The organism is Winogradskyella sp. 266wxhm (genome assembly GCF_058964685.1).
Genome location: NZ_CM179559.1, coordinates 723622 through 742487, shown reverse-complemented (window position 1 = coordinate 742487; position 18866 = coordinate 723622). Strand labels below are relative to the sequence as shown.

Sequence of the window (18866 nt, the reverse complement as noted above, 5' to 3'; positions counted from 1 at the left end):
GAGCTTTTTGCTAATTTAATAATTTATGTTAATAAATGAATTCATTGTTTTCGATGAAATACATTTTAGAATCAACCTTTTTGAGGTTGGATTTTATCCAAATGTATTCTTGAAAAGATAAAGATTCTGAAAAGTGAAGGCTAATTTTTGATACATTTCCTAATAAAGGGTTTTCAATAACAACATTCAAATAATCATAGAACAAAGACTTTTTAACTTCCGTATTTAAAAATGATGAACGTTGAGATATAATATATTTATCATTTTTAAATCCAAATTTTAAATCTACGTCTGTGTGATGAATTCCCGATAATGAACCAAACATATTAGTTGAATCTTTAGTTCTATTTAAATATTGATCAGAATTAGTTATTTTATGATTGATGTCTAAATTAATCTCTTCATCACTAAAAATGTAATTGACATCCGTAAACTCAATAAATCCTAAATCACCAATGCTTGTATCATTACAGGTAAAGTAGTTTTTTGCATTTTCGTTTTTATGCATTTTAGCATCGCGCTTTTTGTCTTGCAAAAACTTAATGTGTGGAATCGCTTGTTTAAGCGTTAAGCGTTTGTCTACATTAACCAACCAGTTTGTGGTACTGATAAGGTTTTTACGATTTAACAAAACCGAATCTGGTTGTGTTTCATCATAAAAAATATAAGCTGGTGAGACGTCCAACACTTCAGTAATCTCAGCATGTTCTACTTCAGGTAATAGCAAAACTCGCTCGTTGTTACAGCTCAATATAAAAACTGATAAAAGTATTAGGTAATAATTTTTCATTGTAGTTGGTTAAAAAGCGTTACACATTCCACAGCTTCTTTCACATCGTGCACTCTGAGAATTTTAGCGCCTTTTTGTAATGCAATCATATGTAAAGCGGTTGTGCCATTCAAGGCATATTCTGGAGTGGTGTTTAAAGTTTTATAAATCATGGATTTTCTAGAAATGCCAGCCAATAAAGGCTTGTCTATCATTTGTAATAATTCAAGATTGTGCAATAATTCATAATTCTGTGTTGTGGTTTTAGAAAACCCAAAGCCAGGATCTATAATAATATCGTTGATTTTTTCTGCATGTGCAGTATGGATACGCTCAGCAAAATACGATATAACGTCTTTGGTTAAGTCATCATAATCCGTTTGCTGTTGCATCGTTTTAGGATTGCCTTTCATGTGCATCATGATATAAGGCACACCTAGTTTACCGATAGTGGATAACATATTTTCGTCAAGCTTTCCTGCGGAAATATCATTAATAATAGCAGCACCAGCTTCAATACTTTTTTTAGCGACTTTACTTCTAAAGGTATCAATAGAAATTAAGGTTTCAGGAAACTGTTTTAGAATGAGTTCAACAACAGGAACAACACGATGTAATTCTTCATTCTCCGAAACAAAATCAGCACCAGGTCGCGAACTGTAACCACCTAAATCTATAAAGGTAGCACCTTCTGAAAGGTGTTTTTCAACTTGATTTAAAATTTCAGATTCATTTTTATACTTTCCTCCGTCAAAAAAAGAATCGGGAGTTACGTTAAGTATACCCATAACTTTGGGAAGCGATACATCTATAAGTTGGCCTTTGCAGTTGATTGTCATCTTTTGGATTGAAATTTAAAATTCAAAGTTAACATATTCATAAACTTTTAAGTGCTTTTCAAAACATTGAATACAGAACTTTGAACTTTAAACTAAATAAGCGAAATTTACGCAAATTTAAACGGAATTTAATGCAAGATACCTCAAAACAGTACGATGCTGTTATCGATAAGTGCCGAACGCTTTTTGTAAATAAAATGAGCGACTATGGAAGTGCTTGGCGTATTTTAAGGCTACCATCACTAACGGATCAGATTTTTATAAAAGCGCAACGTATAAGAGGATTACAAGAGAATGATGTGCGAAAAGTTGATGAAGGTGAAGTCAGTGAATTTATAGGTATTATTAACTACTGCATAATGGCGCTGATTCAGTTAGAAAAAGGAGTTGTAGAGCAACCAGACATGGAAACTGCCGAAGCGACTCAACTTTATGATGAGAAAATTGCGATAACAAAACAGTTAATGCTCGATAAAAACCATGATTATGGTGAAGCTTGGAGAGATATGCGTGTGAGTTCATTAACGGATTTAATCCTTCAAAAGTTATTGCGCGTTAAGCAGATTGAAGATAATGCAGGTAAAACTATTGTTAGTGAAGGTATAGATGCTAATTATCAGGATATGATTAATTATGCGGTTTTTGCAATGATTCATCTTGGAGAATCAAATTAATAAACAAATTCCAAAAACTAAATTCCAATAGAATTGCCAAAAAACAAAACATATGATTTAGAAGTTAGAACATTTTTGTTTGCTAGAGATTGTAGGTTTTTAGTTAGAGATTTGAAAAATACAATATCAAATAATGAGGATGGTAAGCAGTTAATTAGATCTTCAGGTTCAGTTGGAGCAAATTATATTGAAGGGAATGAGAAGTTAGGGGATAAAGACTTAAAGTTTCGTTTAAAAATTTCTAGAAAGGAAGCTAAGGAAAGTGAATATTGGTTGAAGCTTTTAAAAGCTTTGAATGAACAATATCAAGAAAGAATACAAAATTTAATAGAAGAGGCTGGAGAGTTGAGAAAAATATTATCATCAATAATTAATAAATTAAGTTAAAAATCAAATGTTTAATTCCATTTTTTTGGAATTTAGTGTTTGTTTTTTTGAATTTTTATATGAAATACATAACACAAATAAGCAGAATTTTCGTTGGAGTATTATTTATAATCTCAGGGTTTATCAAACTGAACGATCCATTAGGGTTTTCATATAAACTTCAAGAATATTTTGGAGCTGACGTTCTTAATATAGAATTTTTAATTCCTTATGCGCTTGGACTTTCAGTTTTTGTTGTTGTTTTTGAAGTTGTGCTTGGTGTATTTTTATTAATAGGCTACAAGCCTAAATTCACGGTTTGGAGCTTATTACTAATGATTGTGTTTTTCACGTTTTTAACCTTTTATTCAGCATATTTTGATAAAGTAAAGGATTGCGGTTGTTTTGGTGACGCACTAAAACTGACACCTTGGGAAAGCTTTACTAAAGATGTTATCCTTCTTGTGTTCATTCTTATCCTTTTCTTCGGAATTAAATACATAAAACCAATTTTTGGTAAGTTGCCAACAACGGTTTTAGCGCTTTTAAGCTTTTTGGTTTCGCTTTGGTTTGGTTACCATGTGTTAATGCACTTACCAGCTATAGATTTTAGAGCTTACGCCATAGGGAAAAACCTGCAGAAACAAATGGATATTCCTGAAGATGCTGCCAAACCGGTAACTGAATATACATGGACTTTTAACGTGAATGGTGAAGAAAAGGAATTTGTAACTAACGGAAGCTATCCGCAAGTAGATGGTGAATATGTAAGTGTAGAAACAAAAATTATTGATGAAGGTTACATTCCACCAATCCAAGACTTTTCTATTGAGTCTGAAGATGAAGATTTAACCTCTCAATTTTTGGAAGAAGATAAACTACTTATCGTTGCGATGTATAATATAAATACAGGTGAAAGCGAAGGAGTTGCAAAGCTAAAATCATTTACAGACCAAGCCATTGAAAAAGGGTATAAAGTTATAGGTTTAACGTCTTCTGGTGCCGAAGACAAAGTTAGATTTAAACAAGGACATAACTTGAATTTCGATTTTTATTTATGTGATGAAAAGGTGATAAAAACCATCGTTCGTGCCAACCCAGGAATTGTAATTCTTAACAAAGGAACTGTTATGAATAAAGCACATTGGAATGATATTGAGGATATAGAGTTATAATTTGATAAGATATCTTTTAAATAAACTGTTTTACGCGTTCATCACCTTATTGGGTGTCGTTACTGTTATTTTCTTCCTTTTTACAATTTTACCAGGCGATCCTGCAAAAATGATGTTGGGTCAAAATCAAACGGCAGAACAGGTAGAAGCCGTAAAACACAAATATGGTTTTGATAAGCCTTTGGGAACACAATACCTATATTACCTCAATGATTTATCACCAATTTCTTTTCATTCAAAAAATCAAGAAGATTATACGTTTTTAAGTGAAAATAAGTATACGGCTCAACAACTGTTTAGTATTGCTAATACTGATATTGCAATTAAAACTCCTTACTTAAGAGAGTCTTTTACAAAACAAGGGAAAAAAGTAACAGCAGTTATAGGCGAAACCATTCCTAATACGTTTGTTTTAGCGGTTTCTGCAATTATCATAGCTATAAGTTTGGGTATTGTTTTTGGAATCATTTCGGCTTTATACAAAGATACTTGGGTCGATAAAACTATTCAGGTCCTCAGTACGTTTGGTATGAGTGTACCATCATTTTTTAGCGCTATTCTTTTTGCATGGTTATTTGGTTTTGTATTGCATAAATACACTAATTTAGAAATGACAGGAAGTTTATATGAACTTGATGATTTTGGTGAGCAAATGCAAATCAAATGGAAAAATTTAATTCTTCCAGCAATAGTTCTTGGTATTCGTCCTTTGGCTGTTGTTATTCAGCTGATGAGAAACTCTTTATTAGAAGTTTTAAATCAAGATTATATAAGAACAGCGAGAGCCAAAGGATTGAGTGAGTTTCAGGTGATTAAAAACCATGCAGTTAAAAATGCCTTAAATCCAGTAGTGACAGCCATTTCAGGTTGGTTTGCTTCCATGTTAGCTGGTGCCGTTTTTGTGGAGTATATTTTTGGATGGAATGGCCTTGGCAAAGAAATCGTAAATGCTTTAAATACTTTAGACTTGCCTGTAATTATGGGAGCAGTTTTGGTAATTGCTATCGTCTTTATAACCATAAATATATGGGTAGATATTGCTTATGCTTGGTTAGATCCAAGAGTAAAGTTATCCTAAAGCTATACTGATAAATATCAAGTGATTTTCGCCTTATTTATGTTATTTTTGTTCATATTGATAAATCAACTTAGACTATGAGAAAAAATATTGTTGCAGGTAACTGGAAAATGAATAACGATTTACCAGAAACCGAAATGTTAATATCAGATTTAATAAAGCAAAATCAAACTTCAGATGCAGAAGTTATGATTGCACCAACGTTTACGAACCTATGGCAAGCTTTTGAATCCTTAAGACAAGAAGGTATTGAAGTTATTGCTCAAAACATGCATTTTGCAGAAAATGGAGCTTATACAGGTGAAGTGAGTGCTAGTATGCTTAAGAGTATTGGGATTAAAACTGTAATCTTAGGCCACAGTGAACGTAGGGCTTATTTCAATGAAACAGATGAATCTTTAGCTAAAAAGGTTGATGCTGCTTTAGAAAACGATATGAGAGTGATTTTTTGTTTTGGTGAGGAGTTAGCAGATCGCAAATCTGGTAATGAAGAAGCAGTTGTAGAAAGTCAAATTAAAAATGCTTTGTTTCATTTAGGCGCTGATGCTTTTAAATCTATCGTTTTAGCTTATGAACCAGTTTGGGCTATAGGAACAGGGGAAACTGCTTCTCCAGAGCAAGCACAAGATATGCATGCTTTTATAAGAAAAACATTAGCTGATAAGTATGGTAACGACGTTGCAGACGAAGTTTCAATTCTTTACGGTGGAAGTGTAAAGCCAAACAATGCTAAAGAAATCTTTTCAAAACAAGATGTAGACGGTGGACTAATTGGTGGTGCTTCTTTAAAGGCAGAGGATTTCTTTGCTATAGTAAATGCATTTTAAAAACTAATTGTCATTCCTGAACAAGCAGGAATTATACTTCTAAGGGTATTCCCTGAATTTTTTGAATTCAAGGAATGCCCTTAACTTATTTATATACAGTGATTTTACATTGCGATAGTCAAATAATCAACTATTAAATGTAATATAATCATGAAAAAAATTAGTCTTTCGATTGCACTTCTCATTTCTGCAATTGTTTCTGCTCAAACCGTCTATACTGTAGACAATAATGAAGGTTCAGCCGCTGCTTACACCAGTGTACAAGCTGCTGTTGATGATGCTTCGGCTGGTGATATTATTTATATTCAGCCATCACCTAATAGTTATGGTAATATTCAAATGTCTAAGACATTAAATATTTATGGTATAGGATATAATCCTGAACTTAATAATGGATTAGATGCTACCATAGGAGCTATTTATTTCAATTCAGGAGATGCTTCTGGTTCAAAAATTTCGGGATTAAATATTAACTCGATTTATTTAAATAACGGTTCTTATAACAATCATAATGTTGTAATAACTAATAATAAATTAATTCAAATTCTAGGAAATGGTTCTACGTCAAGAGCTAATAACGCTATAATTTCGGGGAATTATATTAGACATAATAGCTTTAATGCTATAGATCCTTATAACTCTCAGAATTGGATAATCTCTAATAATATCATTGAGCAATTACATGCTACTTCAACATATTCTCTTTTTAATAGGTTTAACGTATCAACAATTTTTAATAATAATGTTGTGTTAACTCGTCAGAATGGAGACTCAACCCAATCAATTAGAATGTTTCAAAATTGTTCAGGAGCACTTGTAAGTAATAATATCTTTCTATTTACTGGAAATAGTGTTACTAATATGAATTTGGGTACTAATTCAGGTTTAGACTTTCAAAATAACCTAACCTATAGTTATAATGCAACATTTGATCCATTGTCTGGAACCAATAATGTCGATGATACCGATCCTCAATTTACAGCTTTCAATCAAAATGCTTCTTTAAACAGCACGTCTAACGATTTTGAAATTCAATCTGGTTCACCTGCCGAAGATGCTGGTACTGATGGTAATGACTTAGGAATCTTAAATGGTAATTTTCCTTTTAGCTTAAGAGGTTACCCAACTGAATTACCGTACCTCACAGATTTTGTTATCTATAACAATATTATAAGTGCAGGTGAAACATTGAATGTGAATGTAAAAGCTAACACAAACTTTACAGATTAAAATATGAATCGTATAAAAAGGTTGCTTAATATATTGATGTTTTTTTTGTGTGTTTCTGGGTATTCACAAATTATTGAAGCTGAATATTTCATAGATACAGATCCTGGTGTTGGTAATGGAACCTCTATTAGTATGTCTGGTGAAGTGATTGATTCGGACTTCACAATACCAACAACCAGTTTATCAGAAGGTATTCATAAACTCTATGTGAGAACTTTAGGTACAGATGGTAATTGGAGTCTTTATGCAAGTAAGCTGTTTTACATTAATCCTGTTCAAGAAAATACTGCAAATATTACATCTGCCGAATATTTTGTAGATACAGATCCAGGAGTAGGAAATGGAACACCATTAGCTTTGACTGGAGAAAGCATAAATCAGAACTATACAATACCAACAACAGGGCTTTCTGAAGGCACACATAAACTTTATATAAGAGTTTTAAATTCCGATGGAAACTGGAGTCTTTACGATCAAAACCTGTTCTATGTAAACCCTTCTCAAGTTAATGCATCAACCATAGTTTCGGCAGAATATTTTATTGGTACAGACCCAGGTTTTGGTAATGGAACAGTTTTAAGTATTTCGGGAACTGAAATTAATCAAAACCTAGCTTTAACTCATAGTTTGACGGATGGTTTTCATAAGATGTATGTGAGGGTTTTAAATGCTGAAGGTGTGTGGAGTTTGTATGAGAAAAAGTTGTTACATGTTTATCAGAACAATACAGCGCTTATAACGGCAGCAGAATATTTTTTTGATATAGATCCAGGCTTTGGTAATGCTACTTCAATAGATTTTGGAGATGTTGAAAACCTTGATCAAGATTTCACGGTACAAGTACCAACAGATTTACCAGAGGGAGATCATTATTTGTATCTGAGAGTTTTGAATACTGATGGAGTTTGGAGTTTGTATTCAATTTCAGAGACCTTAACGTCTTTGTCAGTTGAAGATGAAATAGCAAACCAATTCAAATTCTATCCAAATCCAGTTAAAGATATACTGTTTCTGGAAACCAACAATCAAGACATCAAAGATTTAAAAATTATAGATACTAACGGAAGAGTTGTATTGGAAAAACTACCACTAAACGCTAAAGTAGATTTGAGTATGCTTAATTCTGGCACATACCTATTGTACTTAACTACCCAAACAGGAAGCATCTCAAAAAAACTAATCAAACTTTAAAAAACACTAAATCAAATCAATTATGAAAAAATCAAAATTCTTTTTAGCTCTAACTATAGCCTTAAGTTGTTCGTTAATGAGTATGAAATGTGAGGAAGATGCACCAAGAGAAGGTGAGGATGCGGATAATGCTGGGCCAGTAATTACCATCAATACTCCTTCTGCAAATGCTGTGTTTTATACCGATGGAGGCGTAGATTCTCCAGATTATATTGTTATAACAGCTGATGCTACTGATGACTCTAAAATAGACATGGGCTCTGTTACAGTCTATAATGATTCTGGAATGCAAGTTGAATATTATGAGGAAACCTCTTCAACACAAAACGGAATTTCAATTATAGATATTTATACATCTTTCAGGACAATTCAACCAGGCAACTACACTTTAGAATTTAAGTTTGAAGATATTTTGGGTAATAGTTCTACTGTTACTAGAAATGTGACTTGCGAATATTCAGAACCTTCTGGAGGTACAGATGGTTAAAACTTAATTTTTGTAAGAAAAATAAAATACCTAATTTCAAAAAGTAATTCTATCAATTTGAAATCGCTATTCACTTATCTATTTCTGGTTTTTACCATGGCTATTTATAGTCAGCAACGCCAAGTACTCATGGATAGTTTGCTTAATGTTACTCAAGAGTCCAAAGATAGTTCTAGAGTAGCACTTGCACATTCCAGATTGGCTTGGATGTATCTTAATTCTGATGTGTCAACAGCAAAAGCACATTTAGATACTTCAATGGTTGTTTATTCTAAGCTTAAAGATATGGACGGTGTAGCGATTTCAAATTATAAATATGCAGTCTACAATCGTGTCATTGGAAATTATCCGGAAGCCCACCGCTTTATTGATTTTTATATAGATTATGCCAAAGAACAACGTGACACGTTTAAGATAGCCAACAGTGCTTATCAAAAAGGTGTGATTTATAGTTTGCAAACCGATTACGAATCAAGTTTAAAGGAGTATCACAAAACTTTAAGACTTTACGAAGCCATCAAGGATTCTGCTAGTATCGGCTTTACCCTCAATAGTATTGGTATTGTCTATAAAAATTTAAAGAAGTACGATAAGGCTATTGAAAATTATGAACAAGCGATTGCTTTGCATCAAAAAATGAACGACAAAGGTAACCTGGCTAATGTTTATAATAGCATTGGTGCAGTCTATGCCGAGCAAGAAAAATCAGATGAAGCTTTAGAATATTTTAAGATAGCTTTGGATCTTGATAAAGAAATTGGGAATAATTGGGGAACTGCTAAAGTAGGTAACAATATAGGTCATATTTACATTGAAAACGGGAAGTATAACGAAGCTCTGAGTTATTTAACTAATGCCTTAAAAATTCAAAGAGAGCATAATTACGAAGCGGACATTGCTGAAACATTAACCCAGTTGAGTGTGGTGCATCTCAATTTGGGGAATTATCAAAAAAGTGAAGCGCTAATCAAAGAGGCATTTGAAAATGATATACCATCGATAAAAGAGTATCAAACTGCACATCAACAAGCCTACAGGATTTATAATGTTACTAATCAACCTAGAAAAGCATTAGAACATTACAAAGCTTACACTATTTATAAAGATAGTATTTTCAATGAAAACAATCTGAAGAACATTAATGCACTTCAAATTCAATTTGAAACTGAGAAAAAAGACAAATCTATTCTGAAGCAGCAAATAACCTTGCAAGAGCAAGAAATTGAAATTCAGAAAAAGGATAGACGTTTTCTTTATGTTTCAGGTTTGGTAGTGTTATTACTGTTAATTGCCATAGCGTCTTGGATTGTGTTTAGACAAAAACAAAAACGAAAAAATCAAGAGTTAATAACCCTTAAAAGAGAATATCAAATCAAATCTTTAGAATCTTTAATCGAAGGGGAAGAGAAGGAGCGTTTACGTATTGCTAAGGAATTGCATGATGGTGTCAATGGAGATTTATCTGCCATTAAGCACAAACTTTCAACGTTGTTAGAGATGAATAATAATGTCATTAACGAAGCCATAGCAATGATTGATAGTTCTTGTGAGCAAGTGAGAGCTATTTCCCATAATTTAGTACCTCCATCTTTAGAGAATTTTAATCTCATTGAAGCAACAGAAAATTATTGTGCTAATTTAGATGCCGTAAGTAAAGAGCAAATAACGTTTCAACATCTTGGAGACGACATTAGTTTAACGAAAAAAGCTGAGGTTAATGCATTCAGAATTATTCAAGAATTAATCACCAATGCTCTAAAGCATGCAGAAGCAAGTGAGATTAATGTTCAGATAAGTCATAGAGACAATCTTGTTCAGATTACAGTAGAAGATGACGGTAAAGGTTTTGATAAGAATAACGTAGATTCGCAAGGTATTGGGTTAAGTAATATACAGTCTAGAGTAGATTATCTTAATGCGAATTTAGATGTAATTTCTAATGCTCAGGGCACATCGTATACCATAGATATTGACTTAAACAATTTGAATGACAACTAATATTGCTATAACAGACGATCATGAAATGGTACTTCGTGGTATAGAAACCATGTTGAATAATACTGCAGAAATCAAAGTTATTGCAACCTATACTAATGCCAAAGAAACTATTGAAGGTTTAAAGAATGATTATCCAGATGTATTGCTTCTAGATATAAATTTACCAGATATTAACGGGATAGATTTAAGCAAGCAACTACTGAAAACTCATAAGGATTTAAAGATAATAGCCTTGACTAATTTTGATGATATGTCATTTGTGAAGCGTATGTTCAAAAATGGTATTCATGGCTATTTATTAAAAAACGCTGATAAGTTAGAACTGGTAACGGCACTAAAAACGGTATTGTCTGGCGAATTGTATATTCAAAAAAGTATAAATGAACGATTGCTGAATCAAACCAAGTCCAAACCTTTTGATAACGGTTTAAACATAAAACTTACCAGACGAGAGCGCGAAGTTCTTATTGCAATTTCTGAAGAACTGACTACGCAACAAATTTCAGAAAAGCTATTTATTAGTCCTAAAACTGTTGAAACACACCGTATGAACATTATGAGCAAACTTGGTGCGAAAAATAGTGTTGGAATGATTAAAATAGCAATGGAAAGACAATTACTATAACAGATTTAGATACCTATTTCAATCTGAAATCGTAAATACCAATCGTTAGAAGTACTTGAATCAAAATAATTAAATTCACTATTGGTTACTTCAGCCTGTAGTTTTAGAGAATGCTCCCAAATATATTTGGTTACACCTAAGCTGTACTGATTGGTTTGAGGTGTAAGCGTTTCAATTTTTTTGTGAGGTTCTTGGTATGAGAAACGACCAATAACTTCATAGTTGTTTTCAAAGATATAACTCAATTGCGTATCAAAACCATGACCAACAAAAACGTATCTAGAATCTGAGGCATCCTCAGGATTTATGGTAATAGGGTCATCTGTTGTTCTATTCATATATGCCGTTTGAAAAGCCCAACCATTATATTTCAATACAGCATCTAAAAGTACGGATTGTAAATCTCGTTGTTCATATAAATCATCACCAATGGTACCACGAGTTCTTCTAGCATTATTATTAAAGTGATATACACCAGAAAGCATCAATTTAGGTGTTTCTTCTCGTTTAAGATCTCCTTCAAACAACGTACCATTACTTTTAAAAGCACCAAAAGGAAAAAGTTCTAAACGTCCTGTAATGGCCAGCCCATTATCTGGTTCTTTAGTCCAGTTTCTTCCTTCTCCAGTACTGACAGCTGTTTTAACATTATAAGAAAATTTGTTTTCTAATTCGTTTAAGTAATACACTTGTAGTCCAAAATCCCTATCAATATTAAATCGAGCGTTGTTTATAGAGCGGTCTGTAAGTTGTAATGCACCAGAAGAATTTATACGTTGTCGGTTACCAGGTAATTTTGTTTGTCCGAAACCAATATTCCAATGCTCATTTGGTCTGTAAAATACAATAGCATCTCTAATAATATTTAAGTTATCGCCATCTTCAATAGCGCCCACATCATTTGGAGAAAACGATAATTGAATCACATAAATAATACTAGGATCACCCACATAGCCATCAAAACGCAAACGCAGTCGTCTTATCATTGCCTCGTAGCCATCTTCGGTATCACTATTATTTAAATAAGTGAATCGATTTTGCATTCTAAACCTAATATTCAATTTGAAAATACTATCAGGTGAAGTAATACCTAGTCCTTTTCCGTAACTATAATAAGGTAGGGCAGAAAGTTTTATGTCGTTGTTTTCTTGAGAATGAATAGAAAATGAGAGCGAAATTAGCAAAATAGCATAAATATACTTCAGCATAAAAGAGTATTTTGGGAGGCAAAAATAATACAACTCGGGTAATGATTACTATTTTTGCAATAATAAATAGTTTAACATGTCTGAAATATATATTGGCTACGATTTTGTTGTAGAACCGGTTCAACCAGCAACAGAAATTCTCATTGCAGAATTGGGTTATGCTGGTTTTGAAAGTTTTGTAGAAAATGAAGAAGGAGTAACAGCGTACATTAAAAAAGACGAATGGGATGCTTTTATTCTTGAAGACATACAGATTTTAAAATCAACTGAGTTTAAAATCACTTATGATTTTAATGAAATTGAACAAACCAACTGGAATGAAGAATGGGAAAAGAACTTTAATCCCATTGAAGTTGATGGTTTGGTAACTGTAAGAGCACCATTTCACGAAAAGCCAAATACAAAGTTCGATTTGGTTATAGAGCCTAAAATGAGTTTTGGAACAGGTCATCATGAAACAACACACATGATGATTCAACATATATTAAAAAATGATTTTGAAGGCAAATCTGTATTAGATATGGGATGTGGTACAGGTGTTTTGGCAATTTTAGCAGAAAAAGTTGGGGCTACAAAAATAGACGCTATAGATATCGACAATTGGTGCTATCTAAATAGTTTGGAAAATGTAGAACGAAACGATTGCAAAAACATTTCAGTTTATGAAGGTGATGCAACTTTGCTAGAAGGTAGACATTACGACACTATTATAGCTAATATCAATAGAAATATTCTACTTGCAGATATGGCATCTTATGCTAAATGTTTGAATGCTAATGGGATGTTGTTTTTAAGTGGATTTTACAAAGAAGACATACCTATGATTGAGGCAGAATGTGAAAAACACATGTTAAAATTGAATGAAATTATAGAAAGAGGCCAGTGGGTATCGCTAAAATTTATAAATTAGTGTGGTGAATTAAGTTATCCTCAAATTCATTTACGTTATGACAAAAGAAAAATATTCAGAAGAATTACTACTAGAAGAAGAGTTTTTAAAACAAAATGAAATTGTGCTATTCAATGATGATGTCAATACTTTTGACCATGTCATTGATACGCTTATTTATGCCTGTGATCATACTCCAGAACAAGCCGAACAGTGTTCTATCATAGTACATTATAAAGGAAAATGCACAGTTAAAACAGGTGCTTACGATGATTTAAAACCACGTTGTTCAAAATTACTTCAAGCAGGTTTAAGTGCTGAAATTGTTTAAGATATTCGTTATCTTATTTTTTAATCTTACAAGTATTTATACCTAAAACGGTGTAAAGTGGACAAAAACTTATAAAACTTGTCAATAAAAAGATGATGGCGAAAGCCATTAATACATAAGCTAAAGTTCCTTCAATGACATTAAAATAATAGAGTAAAGCTACGGTTATAGCTAATACTACTCTAATACCTTTGTCTAAGCTTCCCATATTTTTCTTCATGATATTAGTTTTTTAATCTTACTAATACTAAAGATAATAAAAATATAGGCTAAAATTTTAATGTGGTAACTTATCTTTCAGTAAACCATATACATAGGTGCCCAGTAAAGCGGCTGCAATAACAATAAATATAGAGAAAGCTCCTGTACCAATTAAGATATACATAGGCCCAGGGCAAGCACCACAAAGTGCCCAGCCTAAACCAAAAATTGAGCCACCAATAATATATCTAGTAAAGCCTTTATCCTTTAAAGGTACACGTAATTGGCTACCTTCAATTGTTTTTAGTTTTAAACGTTTAGAAAGTAAAATAAGAAGAATACCAGTCACCACAGCAGAACCAATTATGCCATACATATGAAAGGATTGAAACTTAAACATCTCATAAATACGATACCAAGAAACAGCTTCGGATTTTACTAAAACAATTCCGAAAACAATACCTACAACAAAGAATTTAATATACTTTCCCATCTTAAAATAATATTGGATAGATGAAGTGAATCATGATTAAACCTCCTACAAAAAAGCCAATAACAGCAATTAGTGAAGGTAATTGCAAACTACTAAGGCCTGTAATGGCATGGCCTGAAGTACAACCACCAGCATAGCGCGTTCCAAATCCAACCATAAAACCACCAGCAATTAAAATAAGTAAGCCTTTAATAGAAAATACATTGTCCCAAGCAAACAATTCTTTAGGTAAAAGTGATTTTCCAGCATTTTCAAAACCTAAAGTTTTTAATTCGTTTACCGTTTCAGGATTAAGATCCATGTTTATTGGATTCGATAATAAGAAGTGTGCAATAAAACCACCAGTTATAGCGCCTAAAACCACGATAAGGTTCCAACGTTGACTTCTCCAATCAAATTTAAAGAAAGGTACTTTTTTTCCGGCACCACCAATTGCACATAGTGTTCTAAGGTTTGAAGACATGCCGAATGTTCTTCCAAAATAAAGTAACGCAAACATTACTAAAGCTAGTAATGGGCCAGTTATATACCATGGCCAAGGTTCTAAAATAAAATTCATAGCTAATTTTTAATGATAAAAATTAAAATTCAAGGACAAAAATCTTGTTTCTGCCCAGTTCAATTTTTCCTTCGTTTTCTAACTGTTTTAAAATTCGGGAAACCACAACTCTAGAAGTATGAAGATCTTCAGCGATTTCCTGATGTGTAATTTCTAAAGTTGTAGAAGCAGACAGCTTTACGTGATCTTTGAGATATTTAAACAGACGCTCGTCCATTTTCATAAAAGCCAAAGTGTCTATAGTTTCTAGCATTTCATCAAAACGCACTTGGTAACTATCTAAAATAAAGTTTCTCCAACTTTCATTATTATGAAACCAAAGTCGCATATTATCAATAGGAATCATAATTACCGTAGCATCATCATCGGCAATAGCTCTAATCTTGCTTACAGATTTTGCCATACAGCACGTTAGCGACATAGCACAAGTATCACCAGATTCTAGCACATACAACAATAGTTCATTACCAGTGTTGTCTTCCCTTAGCACCTTAATATTTCCTTTTATTAGCAGAGGGATAAATTTTAATTCCTGACCAATATCAATAATAATATCATTTTTATTGAAACTTTTAAGAACAGCAACATCAGCGATATTGTCAATAGTTTCAGTATCGAATAAATATTTAAAAGGCTCTAAGGTTTCTTTTGCTATCATATGTCAAAAATAATGATTTCCAATTTTGAAATAAATAGTTTGGTGGTTTTTTAATAAATGTATTATATTTGCACCCACTTTAAAACGGCCTCGTGGCGCAACTGAATAGCGCATCTGATTACGGCTCAGAAGGTTACAGGTTTGAATCCTGTCGAGGTCACAAAAATTTCTAAACCCATAGTTGATAAAACTGTGGGTTTTTTGTTTGTAAACTCTTTACTAAAGCTCATTTATTAAAAGATTTAAAAATAAACATTGCTATAGCAACTGTTAAGGATTGAAAAAATTATCGACTATATAATAGTACGTTAATCAATCGACCATTAAGCTAATGCAATTTCAATCGACATCTGGTGAATTTCTAACACTACAAGAAATTACGGCAAAGAATTCCTATTTACTTCAACAAAAATTAGAAAACTCATTAACCATTCTATGGTTTATTTCAGATAATAATAGGTTAACTATAGATGGGCAGAGTAGATGCTTTAATAAGTATGAAATGATTTTTTTAACCGAATTTCATAAGTTAGAAATTGATGAGATTCAAAAAGTACGATTAGTAAAGTTTAATCGACCGTTCTATTGCATCTTAGATCATGATATTGAAGTAGGATGTAAAGGTGTACTGTTTTTTGCTGCTTCGGCATTACCATCAATTAAAGTTCCGCTTAGTGATGTAGAACGGTTCGAGATTTTTTGGCGCATGTTTACTTTAGAGATGGAATCTTCTGATGACCTAAAAAAAGATATGCTTCAAATGATGCTAAAACGCTTTTTGATTATGAACACACGTATCTTTAAAAATCAGTCGCAGTATCCAAGTGAGCAATCAGAATCAGATTTGGTACGTGAGTTTAATTTCTTGGTAGAAAAACATTATAAAACCAAACACACAGTTTCGGATTATGCAGAGTTGCTGAATAAATCCCCAAAAACTATTTCAAACGTGTTTTCAAACATCAGTTCTAAAACACCTTTGCAATTTATTCATCAAAGGCGAAGTCTTGAAGCTAAGCGATTATTGCAATATTCAGAGAAGCAAATTCAAGAGATAGCTTATGATATTGGGTTTGAGGATATACAAGCTTTCAGTCGTTTTTTTAAGAAAATAGAAGGAGTTTCACCATCAATTTACCGCAAAAATATGGTTATGGGAAAAATAGCCAACAAGTCAGGAATTCCTGCCTAACAGTCACTTACACATATGAGCCATTTTTGCACTGTAAATTAATTATTAATTAAAAACAGTGTAAAATGAATCAATTTAATGTTCCTGTCAGAGGAGAAGTATCTGATAACAATCAAGCAATTTTTGACAATTTAAACAAAGCCATTGGTATGGTGCCTAATCTGTATGCAACTATGGCATATTCTGAAACAGCACTAGCTAATTACCTTCAATTTCAAAACGGAAAAACATCTTTTAGTAATAAGGAAAAAGAAGTTGTAAACTTAGTGGTAAGTCAAGTTAACAACTGTAGTTACTGTTTGGCAGCTCATACAGCTATCGGAAAGATGAACGGTTTTACAGACGAGCAAATACTGCAAATAAGAACAGCTTCATCTGATTGGGATCAAAAAATAGATGCTTTAGCAAAATTAGCAAAAGCTATAACTATATCTAAAGGAAAAGATGTTAGTGAAGAACTTGAAGTTTTCTTTGAGCAAGGTTATAGTAAAGGTAATTTGGTAGACTTAATCTTATTAATCGCAGATAAAGTTGTGATGAACTATTTACATAACGTAACTAATGTTCCTGTCGATTTTCCTTTGGCACCAGAATTAGAGCCTGAATTGAATTAATCTTAAAATAAAAAATGATGAACACTAATAAGATTAATTGGAAAAAAGCCATTGTAGCAGGTGTTTTAGGAACCATCCTATTTGATATAGTAGGATGGTTAATGACAGGGAACTTTTGGGATATTCCTTCACTTTTAGGAGAGAAAACAGGTTTGGGTTTAGGTTATGGGCTTGTAGGTCATTATGCTAATGGTATTTTACTTTCAGTACTTTATGCTGGTATTGCACCATCACTTTGGGGACCAAACTGGCTAAGGTCACTTTTATTTGTTACTGCCGAAACTGTGGCGCTAGTTTGGTTTTTTATGTTACCACTTTTAGGAGCAGGAATAGCTGGAGTTAATCTAGGTATTATGATACCAATTGTAACTATGGTAAGACATTTTGCTTACGGTATTCCGTTATGGTACTTTATTCACAAGCTAGAAACAAAACCTAGTGTTACTGTAAAGACAGTTTAAAAATAAATAAGGGCAGGTATTTTGTGTGGAATATCTGCTCTTTTGCTCATCAAAAAAAGAACATAAAAATATATAATAATGGAAAAGAAATATCCTTTACCGCCTTTTAATAAAGAAACCGCTATTGAGAAAATTCAAATGGCTGAAGATGCTTGGAATAGTAAAAATCCAGAAAAAATAGCACTCGCATACAGTGTAGATACAGAGTGGAGAAATAGAAACCAATTTATAAATGGTAGTGATGCAGTTATTGAGTTTCTACAAGATAAATGGACAAATGAACTCGATTATAAATTGAAAAAAGAATTATGGTCATTCAACGAAAACAGAATTGCTGTACGATTTGAGTATGAATATCGAAACAAGCACAATCAGTGGTTTAGAGCTTATGGAAATGAAAATTGGGAGTTTGATGCTAATGGCTTAATGAAAAAGCGTTATGCAAGTATTAATGATTTGCCAATAGCAGAAAGCGACAGACGTTTAAAATAAAATAGTTAAGAATGAAAAATGAAGATAAGCAAGTAATTCTAAACGTTAGTAAAGAGCTTCATGCACTTGTTGAAGCGAGTTATTTAAATAATAAAGCAGTTAAAGGTGATGATGATTGGCTTGAAAAACAACGACTTCTCCTAGCAGATATGGCACTTCATTTATTGCAAACATCAATAGATCTAAACCCTATAAATATAGAACATCTAAGAAACAATTTGAATGCTATTTTGACCATTTCAGATCAGTTTATGCCAGAAATAGGACTCAAAAAATTCACGGATAAACTATATGAACATGTGTAAGTTGAGGTTATAAGTGTTTAATTTTAATGATTGGTATCTCAACGGTTTTTCAGAATTTTAGCTATTGTTGGTTCTGAAAAGTCCAGTATCAATGCTTCTGAAACAATATCACTAGTTTATGTAACAGGATTTACAGCTAATATTATAATTATGATTTATTCTTGTAAGAATCAAATAAGTGTAAAATCCAATAAATACATAGAA

Annotated in this window: 24 protein-coding genes and 1 tRNA gene; 18 read left to right on the top strand and 7 right to left on the bottom strand. The window is 32.5% G+C overall.

The window, feature by feature from the left end; translation table 11 throughout:
* Positions 1 to 28: 28 nt before the first annotated feature.
* Positions 29 to 790, bottom strand: a complete 762-nt coding sequence (locus AC2H4K_RS03395; protein ID WP_493742837.1) for a hypothetical protein — start codon at positions 788 to 790, stop codon at positions 29 to 31.
* Positions 787 to 1608, bottom strand: a complete 822-nt coding sequence (gene folP / locus AC2H4K_RS03390) for a dihydropteroate synthase (protein WP_493742836.1) — start codon at positions 1606 to 1608, stop codon at positions 787 to 789. The genes AC2H4K_RS03395 and folP overlap by 4 nt, the downstream gene beginning before the upstream one ends.
* Positions 1609 to 1739: 131 nt before the next feature.
* Between folP and AC2H4K_RS03385 the strand changes: the two genes are divergently transcribed.
* From AC2H4K_RS03385 to AC2H4K_RS03340, 10 genes are all read left to right on the top strand, one after another.
* On the top strand, positions 1740 to 2282 hold the full coding sequence (locus AC2H4K_RS03385) for a DUF1599 domain-containing protein (protein ID WP_281138314.1): 543 nt from the start codon (positions 1740 to 1742) through the stop codon (positions 2280 to 2282).
* Positions 2283 to 2315: 33 nt separating this feature from the next.
* Positions 2316 to 2669 (top strand): four helix bundle protein, encoded by a 354-nt coding sequence (locus AC2H4K_RS03380; protein WP_281138311.1) that lies wholly within the window; start codon positions 2316 to 2318, stop codon positions 2667 to 2669.
* Between the two features lie 59 nt (positions 2670 to 2728).
* Entirely contained in the window at positions 2729 to 3823 is a 1095-nt protein-coding gene (locus tag AC2H4K_RS03375) for a BT_3928 family protein (RefSeq protein ID WP_493742835.1), read from the top strand.
* Between the two features lies 1 nt (position 3824).
* Complete coding sequence (locus tag AC2H4K_RS03370; RefSeq protein ID WP_493742834.1) at positions 3825 to 4901, top strand: ABC transporter permease; 1077 nt, start codon at positions 3825 to 3827, stop codon at positions 4899 to 4901.
* Between the two features lie 77 nt (positions 4902 to 4978).
* On the top strand, positions 4979 to 5728 hold the full coding sequence (tpiA, locus tag AC2H4K_RS03365) for a triose-phosphate isomerase (protein ID WP_493742833.1): 750 nt from the start codon (positions 4979 to 4981) through the stop codon (positions 5726 to 5728).
* A gap of 150 nt (positions 5729 to 5878) precedes the next feature.
* Positions 5879 to 6958: a right-handed parallel beta-helix repeat-containing protein gene (locus AC2H4K_RS03360; RefSeq protein ID WP_493742832.1), complete on the top strand. Its 1080-nt coding sequence runs from the start codon at positions 5879 to 5881 to the stop codon at positions 6956 to 6958.
* 3 nt (positions 6959 to 6961) lie between these two features.
* Positions 6962 to 8149, top strand: a complete 1188-nt coding sequence (locus AC2H4K_RS03355; RefSeq protein ID WP_493742831.1) for a T9SS type A sorting domain-containing protein — start codon at positions 6962 to 6964, stop codon at positions 8147 to 8149.
* Positions 8150 to 8171: 22 nt separating this feature from the next.
* Complete coding sequence (locus AC2H4K_RS03350; RefSeq protein WP_493742830.1) at positions 8172 to 8636, top strand: immunoglobulin-like domain-containing protein; 465 nt, start codon at positions 8172 to 8174, stop codon at positions 8634 to 8636.
* 96 nt (positions 8637 to 8732) lie between these two features.
* Positions 8733 to 10634 carry a tetratricopeptide repeat-containing sensor histidine kinase gene (locus tag AC2H4K_RS03345; protein WP_493742829.1) on the top strand — a complete coding sequence of 634 codons (1902 nt, stop codon included), beginning with the start codon at positions 8733 to 8735 and terminating at the stop codon, positions 10632 to 10634.
* Positions 10624 to 11259 carry a response regulator gene (locus AC2H4K_RS03340; RefSeq protein ID WP_493742828.1) on the top strand — a complete coding sequence of 212 codons (636 nt, stop codon included), beginning with the start codon at positions 10624 to 10626 and terminating at the stop codon, positions 11257 to 11259. The genes AC2H4K_RS03345 and AC2H4K_RS03340 overlap by 11 nt, the downstream gene beginning before the upstream one ends.
* A 5-nt stretch (positions 11260 to 11264) precedes the next feature.
* Here the strand turns inward: AC2H4K_RS03340 and AC2H4K_RS03335 are convergent, their stop codons facing one another.
* Entirely contained in the window at positions 11265 to 12467 is a 1203-nt protein-coding gene (locus AC2H4K_RS03335) for a porin (protein ID WP_493742827.1), read from the bottom strand.
* 76 nt (positions 12468 to 12543) lie between these two features.
* Here AC2H4K_RS03335 and prmA point away from each other — a divergent pair, with 76 nt between their 5' ends.
* Together prmA and AC2H4K_RS03325 are read left to right on the top strand one after the other, a co-directional pair.
* Positions 12544 to 13377 carry a 50S ribosomal protein L11 methyltransferase gene (prmA, locus tag AC2H4K_RS03330; protein WP_493742826.1) on the top strand — a complete coding sequence of 278 codons (834 nt, stop codon included), beginning with the start codon at positions 12544 to 12546 and terminating at the stop codon, positions 13375 to 13377.
* A 37-nt stretch (positions 13378 to 13414) separates the two neighbouring features.
* Complete coding sequence (locus tag AC2H4K_RS03325) at positions 13415 to 13687, top strand: ATP-dependent Clp protease adaptor ClpS (RefSeq protein WP_493742825.1); 273 nt, start codon at positions 13415 to 13417, stop codon at positions 13685 to 13687.
* Positions 13688 to 13700: 13 nt separating this feature from the next.
* On the opposite strand, the gene AC2H4K_RS03320 is transcribed toward AC2H4K_RS03325, so the two are convergent.
* From AC2H4K_RS03320 to AC2H4K_RS03305, 4 genes are read right to left on the bottom strand one after another with little or no spacing between them, the layout of a single operon-like run.
* Complete coding sequence (locus tag AC2H4K_RS03320; RefSeq protein ID WP_281138298.1) at positions 13701 to 13907, bottom strand: YgaP family membrane protein; 207 nt, start codon at positions 13905 to 13907, stop codon at positions 13701 to 13703.
* A 57-nt stretch (positions 13908 to 13964) separates the two neighbouring features.
* On the bottom strand, positions 13965 to 14381 hold the full coding sequence (locus AC2H4K_RS03315; RefSeq protein ID WP_493742824.1) for a DUF6691 family protein: 417 nt from the start codon (positions 14379 to 14381) through the stop codon (positions 13965 to 13967).
* Position 14382: 1 nt separating this feature from the next.
* Positions 14383 to 14940 (bottom strand): YeeE/YedE family protein, encoded by a 558-nt coding sequence (locus AC2H4K_RS03310; protein WP_493742823.1) that lies wholly within the window; start codon positions 14938 to 14940, stop codon positions 14383 to 14385.
* Between the two features lie 22 nt (positions 14941 to 14962).
* On the bottom strand, positions 14963 to 15598 hold the full coding sequence (locus AC2H4K_RS03305) for a Crp/Fnr family transcriptional regulator (protein ID WP_281138295.1): 636 nt from the start codon (positions 15596 to 15598) through the stop codon (positions 14963 to 14965).
* 86 nt (positions 15599 to 15684) lie between these two features.
* Here AC2H4K_RS03305 and AC2H4K_RS03300 point away from each other — a divergent pair.
* The 6 genes from AC2H4K_RS03300 (at position 15685) to AC2H4K_RS03275 (ending at position 18662) form a co-directional block, all read left to right on the top strand.
* Positions 15685 to 15758, top strand: a tRNA-Arg gene (locus AC2H4K_RS03300).
* 171 nt (positions 15759 to 15929) lie between these two features.
* Positions 15930 to 16790 carry a helix-turn-helix domain-containing protein gene (locus AC2H4K_RS03295; protein ID WP_493742822.1) on the top strand — a complete coding sequence of 287 codons (861 nt, stop codon included), beginning with the start codon at positions 15930 to 15932 and terminating at the stop codon, positions 16788 to 16790.
* A gap of 65 nt (positions 16791 to 16855) precedes the next feature.
* Entirely contained in the window at positions 16856 to 17404 is a 549-nt protein-coding gene (locus AC2H4K_RS03290) for a carboxymuconolactone decarboxylase family protein (protein WP_493742821.1), read from the top strand.
* Positions 17405 to 17418: 14 nt separating this feature from the next.
* Positions 17419 to 17865, top strand: coding sequence for a hypothetical protein (locus AC2H4K_RS03285; RefSeq protein WP_493742820.1), 447 nt, complete (start codon positions 17419 to 17421; stop codon positions 17863 to 17865).
* Positions 17866 to 17943: 78 nt separating this feature from the next.
* Positions 17944 to 18357, top strand: coding sequence for a DUF1348 family protein (locus tag AC2H4K_RS03280; RefSeq protein WP_493742819.1), 414 nt, complete (start codon positions 17944 to 17946; stop codon positions 18355 to 18357).
* 11 nt (positions 18358 to 18368) lie between these two features.
* Complete coding sequence (locus tag AC2H4K_RS03275; protein WP_493742818.1) at positions 18369 to 18662, top strand: hypothetical protein; 294 nt, start codon at positions 18369 to 18371, stop codon at positions 18660 to 18662.
* The last annotated feature ends 204 nt before the right edge of the window (positions 18663 to 18866 follow it).

Bases quoted from the DNA above. Each gene is read 5' to 3' on its own strand.
- AC2H4K_RS03395 (WP_493742837.1), bottom strand. From the start codon at position 790: ATGAAAAATTATTACCTAATACTTTTATCAGTTTTTATATTGAGCTGT.
- folP (WP_493742836.1), bottom strand. From the start codon at position 1,608: ATGACAATCAACTGCAAAGGCCAACTTATAGATGTATCGCTTCCCAAA.
- AC2H4K_RS03385 (WP_281138314.1), top strand. From the start codon at position 1,740: ATGCAAGATACCTCAAAACAGTACGATGCTGTTATCGATAAGTGCCGA.
- AC2H4K_RS03375 (WP_493742835.1), top strand. From the start codon at position 2,729: ATGAAATACATAACACAAATAAGCAGAATTTTCGTTGGAGTATTATTT.
- tpiA (WP_493742833.1), top strand. From the start codon at position 4,979: ATGAGAAAAAATATTGTTGCAGGTAACTGGAAAATGAATAACGATTTA.
- AC2H4K_RS03360 (WP_493742832.1), top strand. From the start codon at position 5,879: ATGAAAAAAATTAGTCTTTCGATTGCACTTCTCATTTCTGCAATTGTT.
- AC2H4K_RS03355 (WP_493742831.1), top strand. From the start codon at position 6,962: ATGAATCGTATAAAAAGGTTGCTTAATATATTGATGTTTTTTTTGTGT.
- AC2H4K_RS03350 (WP_493742830.1), top strand. From the start codon at position 8,172: ATGAAAAAATCAAAATTCTTTTTAGCTCTAACTATAGCCTTAAGTTGT.
- AC2H4K_RS03345 (WP_493742829.1), top strand. From the start codon at position 8,733: ATGGCTATTTATAGTCAGCAACGCCAAGTACTCATGGATAGTTTGCTT.
- AC2H4K_RS03340 (WP_493742828.1), top strand. From the start codon at position 10,624: ATGACAACTAATATTGCTATAACAGACGATCATGAAATGGTACTTCGT.
- AC2H4K_RS03335 (WP_493742827.1), bottom strand. From the start codon at position 12,467: ATGCTGAAGTATATTTATGCTATTTTGCTAATTTCGCTCTCATTTTCT.
- prmA (WP_493742826.1), top strand. From the start codon at position 12,544: ATGTCTGAAATATATATTGGCTACGATTTTGTTGTAGAACCGGTTCAA.
- AC2H4K_RS03325 (WP_493742825.1), top strand. From the start codon at position 13,415: ATGACAAAAGAAAAATATTCAGAAGAATTACTACTAGAAGAAGAGTTT.
- AC2H4K_RS03320 (WP_281138298.1), bottom strand. From the start codon at position 13,907: ATGAAGAAAAATATGGGAAGCTTAGACAAAGGTATTAGAGTAGTATTA.
- AC2H4K_RS03315 (WP_493742824.1), bottom strand. From the start codon at position 14,381: ATGGGAAAGTATATTAAATTCTTTGTTGTAGGTATTGTTTTCGGAATT.
- AC2H4K_RS03310 (WP_493742823.1), bottom strand. From the start codon at position 14,940: ATGAATTTTATTTTAGAACCTTGGCCATGGTATATAACTGGCCCATTA.
- AC2H4K_RS03305 (WP_281138295.1), bottom strand. From the start codon at position 15,598: ATGATAGCAAAAGAAACCTTAGAGCCTTTTAAATATTTATTCGATACT.
- AC2H4K_RS03295 (WP_493742822.1), top strand. From the start codon at position 15,930: ATGCAATTTCAATCGACATCTGGTGAATTTCTAACACTACAAGAAATT.
- AC2H4K_RS03290 (WP_493742821.1), top strand. From the start codon at position 16,856: ATGAATCAATTTAATGTTCCTGTCAGAGGAGAAGTATCTGATAACAAT.
- AC2H4K_RS03285 (WP_493742820.1), top strand. From the start codon at position 17,419: ATGATGAACACTAATAAGATTAATTGGAAAAAAGCCATTGTAGCAGGT.
- AC2H4K_RS03280 (WP_493742819.1), top strand. From the start codon at position 17,944: ATGGAAAAGAAATATCCTTTACCGCCTTTTAATAAAGAAACCGCTATT.
- AC2H4K_RS03275 (WP_493742818.1), top strand. From the start codon at position 18,369: ATGAAAAATGAAGATAAGCAAGTAATTCTAAACGTTAGTAAAGAGCTT.